The organism is Desulforhopalus glucosivorans (assembly GCF_054397165.1).
Genome location: NZ_AP044854.1, coordinates 2604655 through 2618698, shown reverse-complemented (window position 1 = coordinate 2618698; position 14044 = coordinate 2604655). Strand labels below are relative to the sequence as shown.

Genomic DNA, 14044 nt, shown 5'->3' with positions numbered 1-14044 from the left:
CTTTGGGTGTGGATGATCTATGTTTTTATATATAATCAAACGAATAGCATTGATGGTGCCAACCCTTGTCGGGGTAATGTTTGTTACCTTTACGGTCGCACAATTTGTCCCGGGAGGGCCTGTTGAGAGGCTTGTGGCAGAGCTTGAGGGTGTTGGCAGTTCTGGCGGTGAGGTGGTGTCGTCCGGTTCCTTGTACCGTGGCGATAGTGGCCTGAGTAGCGAGCGGGTTGAGCAGTTGAGGGTGATGTATGGCTTTGATGAGCCTCCTGTTACTCGTTTTATCTCAATGATGCGAAAGTATCTGGTTTTTGATTTTGGTGTTTCCTATTACTCTCACCAGACTGTTGTTGATCTGGTTATTTCAAAACTTCCCGTTTCTATGTCCCTTGGTTTGTGGGGATTTTTGATTGTTTATGGAGTTTGTGTCCCCTTAGGGATTAAAAAAGCGGTTACTGATGGCTCTCGTTTTGATGTGGTTAGCTCTACCGTTATTCTTGTTGGCTATGCAATTCCCGGTTTTGTTTTAGGTATTCTCCTGGTGGTTCTTTTTGGTGGTGGAAGTTTTTGGTCTATTTTCCCACTGCGAGGGCTTGTGTCAGATAATTTTTCTGAGTTGACCCTTGTCATGAAGATTGTTGATTACCTTTGGCATATGGTTTTGCCAATTACAGCCACTGCTGTGGGAAGTCTTGCTGTAATGACAATGCTTACTAAGAATTCATTTCTTGAAGAGATCGGTAAACAATATGTGTTGACTGCAAGAGCAAAAGGTCTTTCTGAAGGGAGGGTTCTGTATAAACATGTATTTAGAAATGCTATTATTCCTATAATTACTGGCTTTCCCGGTTATTTTCTTGCATCTTTTTTCACCGGCAGTCTGCTTATAGAAACGATTTTTTCCCTCGATGGTATGGGGCTGCTTGCCTATGAGTCAGTGATGAATCGGGACTACCCTGTGGTGCTGGGCACCCTCTATTTTTTTACAGTTATTGGACTTGTGGCAAGGCTGCTTTCTGATATTAGTTATGCCGTTGCTGACCCTCGTATTGGTTTTGGTGAGGCGGGTAGATAATGGAATCAGGTCAAAAACTCACTCGTTCTGCCAGTCAGAACATCCTTATATGGCAAAGATTTAAAAGACATCGCCGTGGTTATGTAAGTCTTGTTCTGTTTACTTTTTTGTTTGTGGTCAGTCTGTTTGCGGAATTTGTAAGTAATGATCACCCAATAGTTGTTCGGTATCAGGGTGGTTTTTATTTCCCTGTTTTTAATGAGTACCCTGAAACACAGTTTGGTGGGGAATTTCTGACTGAAACTGATTATCTTGAACCGTTTATTCAGAAAAGGCTGTCAGAAGATGGGAATTTTATGATATTTCCGCCCAACCCTTATGGTTACAATACCATTAATCAGTATGTTTACGGCCCAGTTCCCTCATCACCATCAGGCACGAATCTCTTGGGGACAGATGACAGGGGGAGGGATGTTCTTGCAAGGATCATTTATGGCTTTCGGGTAAGTGTGTTATTTGGTTTTGCGTTGACTGCTGTTGGAACGTTGGTTGGGATTTTTTTTGGTGCGCTGCAGGGCTACTTTGGTGGGCGGCTGGATTTGTATTCTCAACGTTTTATAGAGGTGTGGGGGGCCGTTCCTGAATTATATCTTCTGATTATTTTTGCGTCGATATTTAAGCCAAGTCTTTTACTGCTTCTTATTTTGCTTTCACTCTTTAGTTGGATGGGTTTGTCCGATTATGTCAGGGCGGAGTTTTTGCGGGGCCGTAATCTTGAATATGTGAAGGCTGCAAGAGCTCTTGGCGTGAGCAATAGCAAAATAATAGTCCGCCACCTTTTGCCCAATAGTCTCACTCCTGTGATCACGTTTTTACCGTTTAGGGTGTCTGCTTCTATACTGGCCTTAACAAGTCTTGATTTCTTAGGCTTGGGTGTTCCACCTTCCACACCGTCCCTTGGGGAGTTGCTTGCACAGGGAAAGGGTAATATTGAGGCGTGGTGGTTGTCTGTCTCCGCTTTTTCTGTCCTTGTGGGAATGCTTGTTTTGCTTATCTTTATAGGTGAGGCGCTACGAGAGAGTTTTGATCCTAAAAAAGGATGAAACTGTTACAGTTGTACTTCATTTGAACATATTGATATCATTTCATTAGTAATAATCTTGGAGTTGACTTCTTGTTGGACAGTTTTTATCGTGCAGCCGAGCTTGTGAAAATATTTGGACTAACCCAAATCTTCTTTGGGTTAAAGATACATATACTCTGCACAATCAATTTATAGGGCATACTATTATGAAAATTTTACTTCAACTTATCTGTTTTCTTTTCTTTGTATCAGTTACTCCGGTATTTGCTGGGGATTCACCCACTGAAGATTTAAAGCCGTCTCTTGCGAGTCTTGTTGCTTTACTGGGGGATGAAAGTCTTAAAGGTGATGAGAAAAAGGAAGAGCGTCGCAGTAAAATAATGGAAGAGATTAAGAAAGGATTTGATTTCAAGGAGATGTCCAGGCTAGTTCTCGGGAAAACCTGGGGGACATTAGATGACGCGGAGAAAGAAAACTTTACCGAAATAATGACTAAGCTCATGGAAAATGTCTACGTCGGAAAACTCGAAGGGTATTCAGGTGGTGGCATAGAGTATGTTGAAGAAAAAATTAAAAAAGGAACAAGGGCACAAGTCACTACTATGATAGAAGAGGGTGGGGTTAAACTTCCTGTTCATTATATTATGCGTAAGGGTGATGAGAAGTGGGTGGTCTATGATATCAATATTGAAGGTGTGAGTCTTGTTCGTAATTATCAGCAGCAGTTCCAGTCTATTCTCAGAAAAGATAAGTATGAAGGATTAGTGAAAGTTCTAGAAGAAAAGAATAAGGCCTTTGCTGAAGGTGAGTAGAAAAACATATGCAGTATAGATGGATTTAGTTCCAGTGACTGTTGATTTGTTGATTTTGTGAAGAGAAGCCGTTGTGGTTTGGAGTTCTATTCAACTTTATTTGTGAAAATCGATCGAAGGGCCACTCTATGTAAAGGAAGGTTTGTCTTGATGAGTTATAACCTTTAACTCCATGGTTACTTATCTTTAGACGGGGTTTTCTTGTTGGAGTCAACGTATAGTAGCTGAGTTACAAAGACGATTATCTACAGAATCTTGGGTCGTTTGTCTTTTTTTTCTAGCCAATTGCAAAGAAATTGATTATTTTTCCTTTCCTTTAATTTTTGAGCTGGCCTCAGTGTCAGTAAAATGTGAGAAGTAATGAAAATTGCATTTGATAAAATTGTCGGAAAAACAGATCGATATGATTTGGAGGCTGTAGGTTGGTCCCCGGAAGAGCTCGGTAGCTTTACTGTACACACCACTCCATGGATTTCGGTTTGTCGGTTAGATCCTGAAACTGTAATGCTCAAAGGAGAACTGAAGGGAACTCTTCAGGGGCTTTGCGGGCGTTGCGGAAAGCAGGTTGACAGTGAAATCGAGAGTTGTTTTGAATACGTTGTCACTGGTAAGAAGGAAGAAAGTTCGGATTTGCAGGAGGTTGAGTGTTCAGATGATGATGTGAACACGCTCTATCTTGTGCAACCAGAGATAGATACCGATGAGATTTTGCGTGAGCAAGCTTATCTGGAGAGCCCTGTTCGGATGTTGTGCAGCGAAAGTTGCAAAGGCATCTGCCAGGGGTGCGGAGCGCAATTAAATAGTGAAAACTGTAGTTGCTCTGCTGATTATAGTGATTCGCCTTTTGCGATTCTTGGTAATATTAATAAAAAGTAGCAATCAATCTGGTATAAAATATACCAAAGTTGGAGGATAAAATGGCCGTACCTAAAAGAAGACACTCCCGTTCCCGTACCCGTCAAAGACGAGCGCATGATGCACTGACCGCTCCTAGTCTTTCAGTATGTAGCGAATGTGGTGAGCCAAAGCAGCCACATCGTCTATGTGGTAACTGCGGTACATATAAGGGAAGAACCGTTTATTCCCTTGATGCTGAAGTAGAATAGGAGACCGCTGTGCATATAGCCCTGGATGCCATGGGCGGAGACCATGGCTCAGAGGAATTAATCGCCGGGGCGTTGCTAGCCATCCAAGAGGCTGACCTAACGGTTAGTCTTGTCGGAGATGAAGGTATTCTTCGATCTCATCTTGAGACCCTTGCCCCTGATTCCAAAACTGCAAGTTCGATTAAAATAGTTCATTCATCCCAGGTTGTAGAGATGAATGAGCATCCGGTAGATGCTATTCGAAAGAAGAAAGATGCATCTGTTATGGTTGCGTTTGATCTTGTTCGGAGTGGTGAAGCGGATGCTGCTGTCAGTGCTGGAAATTCCGGTGCAACAATGGCAGCTGCTATTCGTAAACTCGGTCGACTGGACGGGATTGCAAGACCTGGTATCGCTTCAATATTTCCTACGAGAAAAAAGCCTGTTGTCCTTATGGATATTGGTGCGAATGTAGACTGTAAAGCTCTACATTTATTTCAGTTTGCCGTAATGGCTTCCGCTTTTTCCAGTATTCATGGTTTGGACAAACCTCGTGTTGGATTGCTGACCATTGGGGAAGAAACAGGAAAGGGCAATAGTCTGATTAAAGAAACATATCCACTCCTTGAAAACAGCAACCTTAACTTCATCGGTAATGTTGAGGGAAGAGATGTCTTTCAGGGTGATGTTGATGTAATCGTATGTGATGGCTTTGTCGGTAATATCTGTTTGAAAGTGAGTGAAGGATTGGCTGATGCTGCAATGGCAATGCTTCGTGATGAAATCATGAAATCAACGCTTGCTAAAATCGGTTATCTGCTTGCCAGAAAGGCTTTTAAGTCTTTTAAAAAGCGTGTTGACTATGCTGAATATGGTGGTGCACCGCTCTTGGGAATCGATGGCATAGGAATTATCTGTCATGGTAAGTCCAGTTCCCAGGCTATCAAAAATGCGGTACTTGAGGCCAGAAAGATGGCCGAAGGCAACATTAATCACGATATTCTCAAAGGACTGGCGGTGTAACGCCGAATATTTGGAGATGTAATGGGAATTGTTGTATTGGGTACCGGCTCTTGTTTGCCGAAAAGAGTGATGACTAACGTGGATCTCGAATCCATTGTTGATACGAACGATGAGTGGATCAGGACCAGAACCGGTATTGAATCACGGCATATAGGTGGAAAAGATGAGCAGACCTATATGCTTGCCTCAAAAGCTGCACTGGGTGCAATGGAAGCTGCAGGCATTACTGCGGATGAAATTGGCCTCATAGTAGTCGGCACAATCAGTTCACATATGCAGATGCCATCCACCGCCTGTTTTGTGCAAAAAGAGATTGGTGCAAGTAAAGCCTTTGCTTACGATTTAAATGCCGCATGTTCAGGCTTTCTCTACGGCTTTGATCTCGCCTATAAATATATCTTAGCTGATCACAACATGAAGGTGCTTGTGATTGGAGCTGAGACCCTTTCCAGTCGCCTTGACTGGGAAGATCGTAATACCTGTATCCTATTTGGCGATGGCGCTGGAGCTGCTGTGCTTGGTCATGTGGAAGGTGATCGAGGTATCATTGGAACTCATATGCTTTCCGATGGCAGCCTTTGGGAACTTTTACATATGCACGGCCCTGAAAGTTCAAATCCTGAGTTAAAAGTCGAAGGTAATAATGGAGCCTTTATTCGTATGGAAGGACGTGAGGTCTTTAAACATGCCGTCAGGGCTATGGAAGACTCAGTGAATACGCTTCTTAAAAATAAAGGTGTGAGTATTGATGAAGTTTCCCTTGTCATTCCGCATCAGGCAAATATCAGAATATTACATAAGCTGGTAGACCGCCTAAAAGTGCCCCAGGATAAGGTGTTTATAAACGTTTCTAAGTATGGTAATACATCGGCTGCGTCTATCCCTATTGCATTAGATGATGCAAATAGTAAAGGATTGATAGCTGAAGGTGACATGGTTTTGTTCTGTTCCTTTGGTGGAGGTTTTACCTGGGGAGCAGCCCTGATTAAGTGGTAGACAGGAGATTTGAACATGGATTATTTTTTATCAGAAGAACAGCAGATGATCGTCGATATCGCTCGACAAATCACTGATGAGCGCATAATACCCAACCGAGCAGAACTCGACGAAAAACATGAGTTTCCCCGGGAAATTTTAAATGAAATGGCCCAGGCCGACCTTTTTGGAGTGCCAATTCCAGAAGAGTACGGTGGTTTTGGTGGTGGGTGTTTTGATATTGTCTTAGCTGTTGAACAATTGGGTCGAGGATGTATTGGGGTAGGTACTGCCTTTGCGGCAAACTTCCTTGGTGTGTATCCAATTATCATTTCCGGTTCCGAGGAGATGAAACAAAAATATCTCCCGGATGTCGCAGCTGGTAAAAAATTCGGTGCATTCGGTCTCACTGAGGCCAACGCTGGTTCAGATGCCTCTGGTATTCAGACCACAGCAGTACTCGATGGTGACGAGTGGGTAATTAACGGTACAAAACAGTGGATTACCAACGGTGGAGAGGCTCAGATCTATACTGTTGTAGCCATTACCGATCGTAGCCGCGGTGCCCGTGGCGCAACAATGTTCGTTGTCGAAGAAGGTGATCCAGGGTTTTCTTGCGGACCAAAAGAAAAGAAAATGGGAATTCGCGCATCTTCCACAACAGAGCTTATTTTTAAGGATTGTAGAATTCCTAAAGATAGAGTTATCGGTCGACCGGGAACAGGGTTTATCACAGTTATGAAGACTCTCGACCTTTCAAGACCAGGTATTGCGTCTCTTGGTGTGGGCCTTGGTCAGGGTGCCCTTGATGAGGCTGCCAGCTATGCCAAGCAGAGAAAACAGTTTGGCAAGCCTGTCATTGCCTTTCAGGCAGTACAACATCTCCTTGCAGATATGGCTATTGGTGTTGAAGCCGCTCGGTCACTTGTTTACGCCTCAGCGAAACATATTCAGGCACATCCAAAAGATATGTCTAAAGCCTCAGCAATGTGTAAGACCTTCGCCACTGATATGGCAATGAAGGTGAGTACTGATGCAGTGCAGGTTATGGGTGGCTATGGATATATGTGTGAGTACCCGGTTGAAAAGATGATGAGGGATGCTAAAATTCTTCAGATCTATGAAGGAACCAATCAGATTCAGCGCAACGTTATCGGACAGGAACTCAATAAAGAATACTCCAAGTGATAATAGCTCCATCGCTCAACACCCAGATAACGAGATTTACATGAAAATTATAGTATGTATCAAACAGGTTCCAGATGCCAAGGATGTACGCCTGGATCCAGTGACAAACACACTCGCAAGAGAAGGGGTTCAGTCCATTATGAATCCTTATGATCAGCACGCTTTGGAAGAAGCCGTACGGTTAAAAGAACAGCATGGCGGGGAAGTCATTGCCCTGACCATGGGACCTCCTCAGGCAGAGGAAATGCTTCGATTTGCCATTAGTTGTGGTGCGGATAAAGTGGTACTGGTATCAGACCGCGCTTTTGCCGGTGCAGATACGTGGGCTACTGCTTATACCCTTGAAAATGCATTGAAAAAGATTGGCGAATATGATCTTATTCTCTGCGGAAAGCAAGCCATTGATGGCGATACTGCTCAAGTAGGTCCAGGACTTGCCACCAGATTAGGCATTCCCTTTGTCACCTGCGTACAAAAAGTACGTGAGGCAAACGACAAGGAACTGATTATGGAAAGGATGATGGATGATGGCTATGATGTAGTGGCTGTTGACTTTCCTGTCCTTGTCACAGTGGTAAAAGATATCAACGAACCTCGGGTACCGTCTCTGAAAGGTAAGATGAAGGCCAAGAAGGCTGAGATTATTACCTACTCGGCTGAAGATATTGGTGCAGATCCTTCTTGTATTGGATTACCAGGATCTCCTACTAAAGTTGTGGATGTCTTTCCACCCCAGGCAAGAGCAGAACGTGCAGTGCTTGAGGGAACCATCGATGAGCAGATTGACCAACTTGTCGACAAGCTTGTTCCATACCTATAAGAAATACCGGATGATCCTGATATGTTAAAAATTAGTAAAGAATTATGCATAGGCTGCGGTATTTGTGAAGACAGCTGTCCATTTGGTTCCATTGAGGTTGTTGATGGGCTTGCCGTTGCCGGTGATAGTTGTACACTTTGTGGTGCCTGTGTTGAAAGTTGTGAATATGAAGCAATTACCCTTGAGGTTCAAGAAGCCAAAAAGCAAGATGATTTTTCCTCATGGAAAGGTGTCTGGGTCTTCTGTGAATTTAGAGGCGGTGAACTGGCCGGGGTTTCCTTAGAACTCCTCGGAATTGGTCGGGAGCTCGCCGACAAGCGGGGCGTACAGTTGAGTGCTGTGCTTCTGGGATGTGGCACAGGTGATACAGCCACGCGCCTTATTGCACATGGTGCAGACAAGGTCTATGTCGCGGACAACGATGCCTTTGTAAGCTTTAGAGAAGATGTATACAGTAGTGTCACTACAAAGTTGATTCGCGAGCACAAACCTGAGATTATATTGGCTGGTGCTACTGCAATCGGCCGGTCATTTATACCAGGTGTGGCCACTGAGCTTAATGCAGGGTTGACCGCAGATTGTACGCAGCTTGAAATCCGTGAATCTGATGGTGCTCTCTTACAGACGAGGCCGGCATTTGGTGGAAATATCATGGCAACGATTGTCTGTGAAACTTCCAGACCGCAAATGGCCACTGTTCGTCCAAAAGTTATGAAGGAACTTGAGTTTGATGGTGCGCGTACTGGCGAGATTATTGAGATACCTCTCGCGGACGAAACACTGGTCAGTGGTGTTCGTGTTCTTGAAAGTGTCGTTGCAGAAGCTTCTAATGTTAACATCCAGGAAGCTGATGTTCTTGTTTCAGGTGGCCGGGGGCTTGAAAGTGCCAAGGGCTTTGAGTTGATACGCACGCTTGCAGATACTATGGATGCAAATGTTTCTGCATCTCGCGCTGTAGTTGATGCAGGATGGATTCCATATCCCCATCAGGTTGGGCAAACTGGAAAAACTGTAGCTCCTAAACTCTATATCGCCTGTGGTATCTCCGGTGCCATTCAGCATGTTGCAGGAATGCAGTCTGCTGAGACCATTGTTGCGATTAACAGGGATAAAAATGCTACAATTTTTGATGTTGCTGATTATGGTATTGTAGGTGACATTTTCGAAATCGTGCCTAAATTGATTGTAAAAATTGAGGAGCGTCGAAAAGGATGAGTTTAGACGGTAAGGTGGCAGTCGTTACGGGTGGAAGCAGAGGTATCGGAAGAGCTGTTTGTCTGCGGCTTGCGAGCCTTGGGGCTTTTGTATACGTAAACTATGTTTCCAGATCTGAGGCTGCAGAAGAAACGTTGCAACGTATTAAAGAGGCGGGTGGTAACGGTCAAATTGTTGGCTTTGATGTAGCTGACGGTACGGCTGTTCAAGATGCATTCAAGGCAATCTTGAAAGAGGCTGGTTCTATTGATATTCTTGTTAATAATGCTGGAATCACCCGTGACGGTTTAATGGCCAGGATGAAAGAGTCGGATTGGGATAGTGTGTTAGATACTAATCTCAAAGGAGCTTTTCTCTGTGCCAAAGCCGCTTCAAGGTCCATGATGAAAAATAAATCCGGGCGTATAGTTAATATCACCTCCGTCTCCGGATTTTCAGGTAATGCAGGTCAGGTAAATTATTCTGCTGCCAAAGCAGGACTCGTTGGATTTTCAAAAGCCATGGCCCGTGAGTATGCATCAAGAAATATAACTGTTAACTGCGTTGCGCCTGGATATATTGAAACGGAGATGACAGATCTCCTTGAAAGCGGTACTCAGGAACAGATCAAGAGTGAAATTCCTCTTGCCGCTTTTGGAAGTTGTGAAGATATTGCAGGTGCTGTTGCATATCTCGTCTCTGACGATGGTAGGTATGTTACAGGTCAGACGCTGCATGTTAATGGTGGTATGTACATGTAATCTGAATGAGGATTACAATTTTTTAAAACAAAATTGAGCATGGTAAGTGTGAGTAACCATGTCAAATCTTAGTAAGGGAGAACACGATGGCTATAGAACAAGAAATGATTGATATCATTGTCGAGCAGTTGAGCGTAGAAAAAGATAAGGTTGTACCTCAGGCATCTTTTGTAGATGATCTCGGTGCAGATTCTCTTGATCTCGTTGAATTGATCATGGCGATGGAAGAAGGCTTTGATATTGAAATTCCAGATGAAGATGCCGAAGGAATTGGTACTGTTCAGGATGCAATTGATTACGTTAATAAGCAGAAGTAATAGTATAATATTATAGAGCAGCTATTTTTATTTTCCCACAGTAGTCCAGTGTGGCAATAAAAGGAAAGGAGTTTCATTGTGACGCGAAGGGTAGTAGTTACAGGTGTCGGGTTAGTTACGCCTCTGGGAACAGGGGTTGATAAAAGTTGGAAAAACATCTGTGCCGGTGTGAGTGGAGTTGATCTCATTACTCGTTTCGATACCAGTGATTACGTGGTGAAGATTGCTGCAGAGGTCAAGGATTTTAACGCAGAGGATTTCTTTGAGAAAAAAGCTGCAAAGCACCTTGACCTCTTTGTCCAATATGGAGTTGCAGCTGCTCGTATGGCACTGCAGGATAGTGGTTTTGAAGTGACTGAGGGTAATCAGGATAGAGTAGGTGTCATTACTGGATGTGGGATGGGTGGTTTACCTACCATTGAAAAGTACCATAAGGTTTCTCTTGATAGAGGTCCTAAGCGGGTGACTCCATTTTTTATCCCCATGGTTATACCTAATATGCCTTCAGGTCATATTTCCATGGACATTAATAGTACCGGCCCTAATCTCTGTCTCACAACAGCTTGTGCCGCAGGTACCCATGCTGTAGGTGAAGCCTATAGGCACATCAAGTATGGAATGTGCGATATGGTCGTCTCAGGTGGTACTGAAGCGGTTATTTGTGGTCTTGGTGTTGCTGGATTTTCATCAATGAAGGCTCTTTCTACCAGAAACGACAATCCATCGGAGGCCTCCAGACCATTTGATAAGGACCGTGATGGTTTTGTTATGTCTGAAGGTTCAGGCATGCTCATATTAGAAGATTATGAACACGCCAAAGCTCGTGGAGCAAAGATATACGCAGAGGTTTGTGGATATGGGTTGAGCAGTGATGCGTATCATATTGCTGCACCTCCTGAAGATGGTGCGGGTGGTGTTAGAGCTATGAAAATGGCTTTAAAGGATGCGAAGCTCAATCCTGAAGATATTGATTATGTTAATGCCCATGGTACGTCAACTCCTCTAAACGATAAGTGCGAAACCCATGGACTAAAAACAGTTTTTGGAGATCATGCCAAAAAATTTGCTGTGAGTTCCACAAAGTCTATGACCGGGCATATGCTTGGGGCAGCCGGTGGCATTGAATCTGTGTTTACAGCTCTTAGTGTGAGTCATCAAATTGCCCCGCCGACCATTAACCATTATGAGCCAAGTGCTGAATGTGATCTGGATTATGTCCCAAATGAAGCCCGCGATATGAAAATTGATGCTGCGATTTCAAACTCGTTTGGGTTTGGTGGTACCAATGCTGTTGTTGCGATGAAAAAGATCTAAGCAGAATTAGGATAAGGAGTTTGACGTGAATATAGTCGTTGCAGCAGATCATGGCGGTTATGAATTAAAAGCAAAAATAACGGAATTTCTTAAAGCTCAGGGACATAGCGTTACTGATGTCGGATGCAATTCAAGCGACTCTGTTGATTATCCTGATTATGCACAAAAAGCAGTTGATGTTATAACAGATAAGTGTGCTGAGTGTGGCATTTTGGTATGTGGGACTGGCATTGGGATGTCAATTGCCGCTAATCGTAATATGGCCATCAGGGCAGCTGTATGCTTCGATGAGAATACTGCCTCTTTAAGCCGTGAACACAATAATTCCAACGTACTATGCCTAGGTGCCCGAGTTTTAAGTGAAGACTTGGCGCTACGGATGGTAAAGGTCTGGATTGAAACTGAATTTGCTGGTGGTAGACATCAGAGCAGAATTGATAAATTTAGTTAATAATTTTTCAGATTGATAAATTGATAAAAAGCCAGCTTTGCATTTGTAAAGCTGGCTTTTTTATTTTGTATATTAAGGGTATTATAATTTTAAGATGCTATTGTGTTTTAACTCTTGATAGACCTGTTGTAATTATAAGTGAGGAGAATATTCATGAAATGCCCCTATTGTGAGCACCTTGATAACAAGGTTATCGATTCGCGACTGAACAAGGATGCGACAATAACGAGACGGCGCAGGGAGTGTCTTAAGTGTGATCAGAGGTTTACCACGTATGAGAGGTTAGAGGTTATGCTTCCAGTCCTTGTGAAAAAGGATGGACGACGCGAATCTTGGGACAGACATAAATTGGTCATAGGTCTTGAAAAAGCATGTGAGAAACGGACCGTTAGCCGTGATATGATAGATGAATTTGCAGATAATATTGAGCATAAACTACAAGATTACAGTGCTAAAGAAATCCCAGCAAATGTTGTCGGTGAATGGGTTATGGATGGTTTATCCAAGCTTGATGAGGTTGCGTATGTCAGGTTTGCTTCTGTGTACAGGCAATTTAAGGATGTGAACGAGTTTATGGATGAGCTCAAGAGCTTACTGGATGCCAGAACAGATGGTGAGTAGTGATGACTGATGAGCAGTTCATGCGGCTTGCCATTGATGAGGCAAAAAAAGGAGTAGGGCGTACTTCACCAAATCCTGTTGTTGGTGCTGTTATTGTAAAGGATGGCAAGGTGGTTGGTAAGGGGTATCATAAAAAAGCGGGAACCCCTCATGCTGAAATTCACGCCATAAACAATGCAACAGGAAATCTTAAGGGTACAACTATCTATGTGACTCTGGAACCATGTAGTCACACCGGAAAGACGCCGCCATGTTGTGAGGCTATTGCCAAAACAGGTATATCACGTGTTGTGGTCGGGATGAAAGATCCGAATCCTGTCGTTAACGGTCGAGGGATTTTATACTTGCGTGAAAGTGGTGCAGAGGTGGTTTATGGAATTCTTGAAAAAGAATGTATTGATATTAATCTCCCCTTTATAAAGTGCATGAAAACCTCCTTACCATATATGGTGATGAAAGCTGGGGTTAGTCTTGACGGCAGGCTTAATTATCAGCGAGGAGTGCCTGGATGGATGACCGGAGAAGAAGTTGGTCTGAAGGTGCATCAACTTAGGGATCGCTACGATTCAATAATGGTTGGCTCTAAAACAATCCTCTCTGATAATCCGTCTCTTACGACCAGACTGGTTGGGAACGACCATAGAGACCCTGCCAGGATAATTATCGATACTCATCTGACGACTCCTCTGTCTGCGAAGGTGTATGTAAATAGTTCTGAAGGAAAATCTTACGTTATATGCTCTAAGGAAGCTGATTCTGATCGTAGACTGATGTTTGAACAACAGGGTGTTTGTGTTCTCACTGTGGATAAGACGTCAAATGGGATTAACTTGAAGCAAGCTCTAAGGAAAATTGCTGAACAAGGTATTTCATCTGTACTGGTAGAAGGTGGGTCCATACTCCATGGAGGTCTGCTCGCTGAAGAGTTATATGACTATGCTTATTTGTTTTACGGAGCAGTATTTGCTGGTGATTCGGGGCAAAGTCTTACTGCTAATCTCGATGTTAAATCCCGAGATCTATCTCCTAAATTAGAGCAACCCGTATTTGAATCATATGGTAAGGATATGTTGGTCCGTGGTAAGATTCTTTATCCCACTGATATCTGAGTAAATTTGTGCTTATCGTAGCGGATAAGTTGTGTTAATGCACAGATATGTAAAATGCTTATGTTTCACTATCTGAATATAAGCGATGTATTAAAGCTTATAAAATAGTGTCTCAGTGACTGGACGTTGTATATTCTGCTTTTGAAATAAAAGAGGCCAAGCAATTGCGGTCATGACTGTGATAGCTATCATTTTCGCTTGAGTGTGTGGGAATAGTCTAATAGATGCTTGCTCATTAAGAGCGATGATATTCAACTGTTGAAATGACTCTCCCCTAA

General features: G+C 43.3%; 16 protein-coding genes. All 16 read left to right on the top strand.

The window, feature by feature from the left end; translation table 11 throughout:
- The first annotated feature begins 19 nt into the window (after positions 1-19).
- The 16 genes from ACX6CI_RS11370 to ribD all read left to right on the top strand — a co-directional run bounded on the left by ACX6CI_RS11370 (position 20) and on the right by ribD (position 13766).
- The gene (locus tag ACX6CI_RS11370; protein WP_458778274.1) at positions 20-1072 is read left to right on the top strand and encodes a microcin C ABC transporter permease YejB; all 1053 of its coding nucleotides are present in this window, start codon (positions 20-22) and stop codon (positions 1070-1072) included.
- On the top strand, positions 1072-2115 hold the full coding sequence (locus tag ACX6CI_RS11365) for an ABC transporter permease (RefSeq protein WP_458778273.1): 1044 nt from the start codon (positions 1072-1074) through the stop codon (positions 2113-2115). Before ACX6CI_RS11370 ends, ACX6CI_RS11365 begins: the two co-directional genes overlap by 1 nt.
- Positions 2116-2302: 187 nt before the next feature.
- On the top strand, positions 2303-2908 hold the full coding sequence (locus tag ACX6CI_RS11360) for an MlaC/ttg2D family ABC transporter substrate-binding protein (RefSeq protein WP_458778272.1): 606 nt from the start codon (positions 2303-2305) through the stop codon (positions 2906-2908).
- Positions 2909-3268: 360 nt separating this feature from the next.
- Positions 3269-3784: a YceD family protein gene (locus ACX6CI_RS11355; protein WP_458778271.1), complete on the top strand. Its 516-nt coding sequence runs from the start codon at positions 3269-3271 to the stop codon at positions 3782-3784.
- A 41-nt stretch (positions 3785-3825) separates the two neighbouring features.
- Positions 3826-4014, top strand: coding sequence for a 50S ribosomal protein L32 (gene rpmF, locus ACX6CI_RS11350; RefSeq protein ID WP_458778270.1), 189 nt, complete (start codon positions 3826-3828; stop codon positions 4012-4014).
- Positions 4015-4023: 9 nt separating this feature from the next.
- Positions 4024-5016 (top strand): phosphate acyltransferase PlsX, encoded by a 993-nt coding sequence (gene plsX / locus ACX6CI_RS11345; protein WP_458778269.1) that lies wholly within the window; start codon positions 4024-4026, stop codon positions 5014-5016.
- Between the two features lie 21 nt (positions 5017-5037).
- Positions 5038-6012, top strand: a complete 975-nt coding sequence (locus ACX6CI_RS11340) for a beta-ketoacyl-ACP synthase III (RefSeq protein WP_458778268.1) — start codon at positions 5038-5040, stop codon at positions 6010-6012.
- A 15-nt stretch (positions 6013-6027) separates the two neighbouring features.
- Entirely contained in the window at positions 6028-7179 is a 1152-nt protein-coding gene (locus tag ACX6CI_RS11335; protein ID WP_458778267.1) for an acyl-CoA dehydrogenase family protein, read from the top strand.
- 40 nt (positions 7180-7219) lie between these two features.
- A complete protein-coding gene (locus ACX6CI_RS11330; protein WP_458778266.1) occupies positions 7220-7999 on the top strand; it encodes an electron transfer flavoprotein subunit beta/FixA family protein in 780 nt (259 codons plus the stop codon).
- Between the two features lie 21 nt (positions 8000-8020).
- Positions 8021-9214: an FAD-binding protein gene (locus tag ACX6CI_RS11325; protein WP_458778265.1), complete on the top strand. Its 1194-nt coding sequence runs from the start codon at positions 8021-8023 to the stop codon at positions 9212-9214.
- Positions 9211-9954 carry a 3-oxoacyl-[acyl-carrier-protein] reductase gene (gene fabG, locus ACX6CI_RS11320; protein WP_458778264.1) on the top strand — a complete coding sequence of 248 codons (744 nt, stop codon included), beginning with the start codon at positions 9211-9213 and terminating at the stop codon, positions 9952-9954. The genes ACX6CI_RS11325 and fabG overlap by 4 nt, the downstream gene beginning before the upstream one ends.
- A gap of 86 nt (positions 9955-10040) precedes the next feature.
- A complete protein-coding gene (acpP, locus tag ACX6CI_RS11315; protein WP_458778263.1) occupies positions 10041-10271 on the top strand; it encodes an acyl carrier protein in 231 nt (76 codons plus the stop codon).
- A gap of 78 nt (positions 10272-10349) precedes the next feature.
- Positions 10350-11585: a beta-ketoacyl-ACP synthase II gene (gene fabF / locus ACX6CI_RS11310; RefSeq protein ID WP_458778262.1), complete on the top strand. Its 1236-nt coding sequence runs from the start codon at positions 10350-10352 to the stop codon at positions 11583-11585.
- A gap of 25 nt (positions 11586-11610) precedes the next feature.
- A complete protein-coding gene (gene rpiB / locus ACX6CI_RS11305; protein ID WP_458778261.1) occupies positions 11611-12036 on the top strand; it encodes a ribose 5-phosphate isomerase B in 426 nt (141 codons plus the stop codon).
- A 153-nt stretch (positions 12037-12189) separates the two neighbouring features.
- Positions 12190-12657 carry a transcriptional regulator NrdR gene (nrdR, locus tag ACX6CI_RS11300; protein ID WP_458778260.1) on the top strand — a complete coding sequence of 156 codons (468 nt, stop codon included), beginning with the start codon at positions 12190-12192 and terminating at the stop codon, positions 12655-12657.
- Positions 12658-12659: 2 nt separating this feature from the next.
- On the top strand, positions 12660-13766 hold the full coding sequence (gene ribD, locus ACX6CI_RS11295) for a bifunctional diaminohydroxyphosphoribosylaminopyrimidine deaminase/5-amino-6-(5-phosphoribosylamino)uracil reductase RibD (RefSeq protein ID WP_458778259.1): 1107 nt from the start codon (positions 12660-12662) through the stop codon (positions 13764-13766).
- Positions 13767-14044 lie beyond the last annotated feature (278 nt).

Excerpts from the sequence above, each read along its gene's own strand:
- ACX6CI_RS11370 (WP_458778274.1), top strand. The coding sequence starts at position 20 with ATGTTTTTATATATAATCAAACGAATAGCATTGATGGTGCCAACCCTT.
- ACX6CI_RS11365 (WP_458778273.1), top strand. The coding sequence starts at position 1,072 with ATGGAATCAGGTCAAAAACTCACTCGTTCTGCCAGTCAGAACATCCTT.
- ACX6CI_RS11360 (WP_458778272.1), top strand. The coding sequence starts at position 2,303 with ATGAAAATTTTACTTCAACTTATCTGTTTTCTTTTCTTTGTATCAGTT.
- ACX6CI_RS11355 (WP_458778271.1), top strand. The coding sequence starts at position 3,269 with ATGAAAATTGCATTTGATAAAATTGTCGGAAAAACAGATCGATATGAT.
- rpmF (WP_458778270.1), top strand. The coding sequence starts at position 3,826 with ATGGCCGTACCTAAAAGAAGACACTCCCGTTCCCGTACCCGTCAAAGA.
- ACX6CI_RS11340 (WP_458778268.1), top strand. The coding sequence starts at position 5,038 with ATGGGAATTGTTGTATTGGGTACCGGCTCTTGTTTGCCGAAAAGAGTG.
- ACX6CI_RS11335 (WP_458778267.1), top strand. The coding sequence starts at position 6,028 with ATGGATTATTTTTTATCAGAAGAACAGCAGATGATCGTCGATATCGCT.
- ACX6CI_RS11330 (WP_458778266.1), top strand. The coding sequence starts at position 7,220 with ATGAAAATTATAGTATGTATCAAACAGGTTCCAGATGCCAAGGATGTA.
- ACX6CI_RS11325 (WP_458778265.1), top strand. The coding sequence starts at position 8,021 with ATGTTAAAAATTAGTAAAGAATTATGCATAGGCTGCGGTATTTGTGAA.
- fabG (WP_458778264.1), top strand. The coding sequence starts at position 9,211 with ATGAGTTTAGACGGTAAGGTGGCAGTCGTTACGGGTGGAAGCAGAGGT.
- acpP (WP_458778263.1), top strand. The coding sequence starts at position 10,041 with ATGGCTATAGAACAAGAAATGATTGATATCATTGTCGAGCAGTTGAGC.
- nrdR (WP_458778260.1), top strand. The coding sequence starts at position 12,190 with ATGAAATGCCCCTATTGTGAGCACCTTGATAACAAGGTTATCGATTCG.
- ribD (WP_458778259.1), top strand. The coding sequence starts at position 12,660 with ATGACTGATGAGCAGTTCATGCGGCTTGCCATTGATGAGGCAAAAAAA.